Origin of the sequence: Brevundimonas diminuta ATCC 11568 (genome assembly GCF_000204035.1) — a bacterium.
In the GTDB taxonomy this organism is placed as follows: Bacteria; Pseudomonadota; Alphaproteobacteria; order Caulobacterales; family Caulobacteraceae; genus Brevundimonas; species Brevundimonas diminuta.
Window position 1 is genome coordinate 2,595,138 of record NZ_GL883086.1, and the last position, 3,700, is coordinate 2,598,837.

A 3,700-nucleotide genomic window follows, 5' to 3' on the forward strand; every position below is an offset into this window, starting at 1 on the left:
GGTGCTGGTCTGCACCCACGCCACGTTCCGGTTTGCAGTGGATCAGCTTGGCGTCGAGGCGTTCGATGGACGGCTGATCGCCGTGGACGAATTCCACCACGTCTCGGCCAACCCCGACAATCGGCTGGGTGCCCAACTCGCCGAGTTCATCCGGCGCGACAAGGCGCACATCGTGGCGATGACGGGCAGCTATTTCCGGGGCGACGCGGCGCCGGTGCTGATGCCCGAGGCCGAGAACAAGTTCGAGACGGTCACCTACACCTACTACGAGCAACTGAACGGATACGAGCACCTCAAGTCGCTAAACATCGGATACTTTTTCTACAGCGGTCGGTATCTGACCGCCATCGAGGCCGTGCTCGATCCGTCGAAGAAGACCATCGTCCACATCCCGTCCGTAAACTCGCGCGAGAGCACTGCGGACAAGATCAAGGAGGTGGAGCACATCATGCACTGCCTCGGCGAGTGGCTGGGCGCCGATCCGGCGACCGGCTTCCATCGCGTGAAGCTGGAGGACGGCCGGATCATCAAGATCGCCGATCTGGTCGATGACGGCGATCAAGCAAAACGCGCCAAGGTGCTGACCGCTTTGAAAGACCCGGCGCACAAGAACGACCGCGACCATGTGGACATTATCCTGGCTCTCGGGATGGCCAAGGAAGGGTTCGACTGGATTTGGTGCGAGCACGCCCTGACAGTCGGCTACCGCTCCAGCCTGACCGAGATCATCCAGATCATCGGCCGTGCGACGCGCGACGCGCCGGGCAAGGAAAGCGCGTCCTTCACCAATCTGATTGCAGAACCAGACGCCTCGGAAGGCGCCGTTGTCGATGCCATCAACGACACACTCAAAGCCATCGCCGCCAGCCTTCTGATGGAGCAAGTGCTCGCGCCACGCTTCAACTTCACGCCGAAAGATCACGGCGAGATCGAAGGCTTCGACTACGGCGACGACGGCTATCAGGAAGGCAAAACCAACGTCGGTTTCAACGATCAGACTGGCCAATTCCACTTCGAGATCGGTGGCCTGGTCCAGCCCAAGAGTCCCGAGGCGACGCGCGTCTGCCAAGAGGATTTGAACGAGGTCATCACAGCCTTCGTGCAGGATAAGACTGCGCTCGAACGCGGCCTGTTCGACGAGGAGACGGTGCCCGAGGAACTGACACAGGTCCGCATGGGCAAGATCGTCCGCGACAAATATCCCGACATGAGTGCAGAGGATCAGGAGGCGATCCGTCAGCACGCCATCGCCGCCTTGAACCTGACGCAGAAGGCCAAGCAGCTTGCTGCCGCGCCGGACACGCCGGGCGAGCCGGGCGAGCCGAAGACCAACACTGCTTTGCTCGATGGTGTTCGCCGGCTGGCCATTGAGGTCAAGGAACTCGACATCGACCTGATCGACCGCATCAACCCGTTCGAGACCGCCTATGCGGTCCTGGCCAAGTCCATGAACGAGGCGACGCTGAAGCAGGTCCAGTCGGTGATCGCGGCTAAGCGGACGCCTCTCTCGCCAGAGGAAGCCAAGGGCTTTGCCGCTCTCGCCGTTCGTTTCCGTCGCGAACGCGGTCGCTCGCCATCCATCGATGCCGCTGACGAATGGGAACGCAAGCTGGCCGAGGGCGCCGCCGCCTTCATGCGCTACGACCGGGAAGGCAAGTATGTCTGACCTGAGCCTTGACGACCTGCGCGCCGAACTCGCCGACTTCGCTCCGGCCGAGACCAAAACGGCGACCTACACACCACGCGAGGAGCGCATCATCGCGGGCTTCGAGGACATCGTGCGCTTCTTTGAGGAGCACGGTCGCGCACCTCTGCACGGCGAGGACCGGGACATCTTCGAACGGCTCTACGCTGTGCGGCTGGATCGGATGCGTGGTCTGGAGGAATGCCGGACGCTGCTCGCGGCATTCGACAAACACGGCCTCTTGGACGCCGAGGCGGTGCCTGTCGAACCCGAGGAGATGGACCTCGACGCACTGCGCGCTGAACTCGCCGGCACCGACGATCAGGACATCACCAAGCTGCGGCACGTCTCGTCGCGGGAAGAGCGTCAGGCCGCCGAAGAGATCGCCGGGCGTGAGCGTTGCGAGGACTTCGAGGTCTTCGAGCCGCTGTTCGCCGAGGTCCAGCGAGACCTCGATGCGGGCGTTCGCGTCACCCGCCGTTTTGTTCGTGACGCCGGCTTCCAGAAGGCCGACATCCGCGTGGGCGACTTCTTCATCGTCGGCGGTCAGATCGCCTACGTCGCGTCGGTAGGAGAACCTATCAAGGCGCCGAACGGCGAGACGGACGCGCGTTTGCGCGTCATCTATGCGAACGGCACCGAGAGCGATCTCCTGCTCCGTTCGTTGCAGCGCGCGCTCTATAAGGATGATGCGGGACGCCGCATCACTGAACCTGACGCGGGTCCGCTCTTTGGAGGTGTGGCTGAGGATGCGGCGCCCAGCCCAGTCTTCGGTAGCGAAGCCGATGAGGGCGAGATCGAGGACGGAACGATCTACGTTCTGCGTAGCCTCTCAGACCAGCCGTTCGTCGCGGAACACCGCCAGGTCTTTCACAAGATCGGCGTGACCGGCGGCGACGTGGCCGCAAGGATTGCCGGAGCGAACAAGAGCGCGACCTACTTGCTCGCAGACGTCGAGGTCGTCGCCACCTACAAGGTCTACGGCGTCCAATGTCGGAAGCTCGAAGCCCTCATCCACAAGGTGTTTGCGCCCGCGCTGTTCGATCTCACGATCCCTGATCGGTTCGGCAATGATGTGAAGCCGCGCGAGTGGTTCCTCGTGCCGATCAGTGCGATTGATGAGGCCGTGGAGCGCATCCGCGACGGAAGCATCGTCGAGTTCGTTTATGACCCGCAGGCTGGCCGGCTGGTTTCGGAACGCTGAGGCTTATCGATCTCATTCAGGATGGCGGTCGTGAGGAGCAAAGCACCAACCAAAGTGCCGGCGGCATTGGCAGCTTTTGCCGGAACTGCGAAACGTCGCTGGCTGGAGTGGACCTCACTGCTCTGCTTTGCCTTACTAACGAGCGGATCACTCGCCGCGCTGTCCGTTTCCCCAACCGATCAGGTCTCAAGATACGCGCCCGCCCTCAACGTCGCACTGGCCATCGGCACGAGCGGCATCGTTGCCTTCATATTCTACTACGTCGTCAGTGAGCGGATTGAAGTTAGGCGACGCGATCTCGTCAAACAGGTTGCGCTGCGAAGCTACCGCAATGCAAAGCACGACATAGCTTTGGCGGTGATCCAGGCAAGTAGGAAAGGTGGTCGCACTGATTTGATCGCGGACCACAGCACCATTGAGCGCGTGCTGACGGTGGACGGGTTTAGAGCCTTGTTCGACGGAGGGCGAGAGGCCGACGAGGGCTTCTATGCATTCCAGAACCAGATGAGCGACCCCACGCCGGAATACGATGAGATCGTCCTCAACCTACAGATCATTGGCCGGGCGGTTGACCGGCTGATCGATGCAAACTTGATCGACAACCCAGAGGCTTACAACTCGCTGGTTAGACTCGACGCCACGCTGAGACGTATCGAACGGAATGGGGCCGGATACGATGAAAGTAAGCTCCTGTGCAGTTTCATCTGGCAGATATTCACCGGCTGGAACTTCATCGACGGCAATCTTGGCTATGACCCGATAGAGCGGGCCATTCGGAACGCCTGACGTCCGCCAAGCCGACCTCCACTCTT

The 3,700-nt window shown here is 61.5% G+C and carries 3 protein-coding genes; all 3 read left to right on the forward strand.

Going from position 1 to position 3,700, the window contains the following annotated elements:
* Nucleotides 1–1,666 (forward strand): DEAD/DEAH box helicase (locus BDIM_RS16535; protein ID WP_040346504.1); only part of this gene is annotated, 1,666 nt, incomplete at its 5' end.
* Nucleotides 1,659–2,888 (forward strand): GIY-YIG nuclease family protein, encoded by a 1,230-nt coding sequence (locus tag BDIM_RS16540; protein WP_003166702.1) that lies wholly within the window; start codon nt 1,659–1,661, stop codon nt 2,886–2,888. The genes BDIM_RS16535 and BDIM_RS16540, both read left to right, overlap by 8 nt.
* Before the next feature lie 30 nt (nt 2,889–2,918).
* Entirely contained in the window at nt 2,919–3,674 is a 756-nt protein-coding gene (locus BDIM_RS16545; protein ID WP_143276852.1) for a hypothetical protein, read from the forward strand.
* Nucleotides 3,675–3,700: the final 26 nt, after the last annotated feature.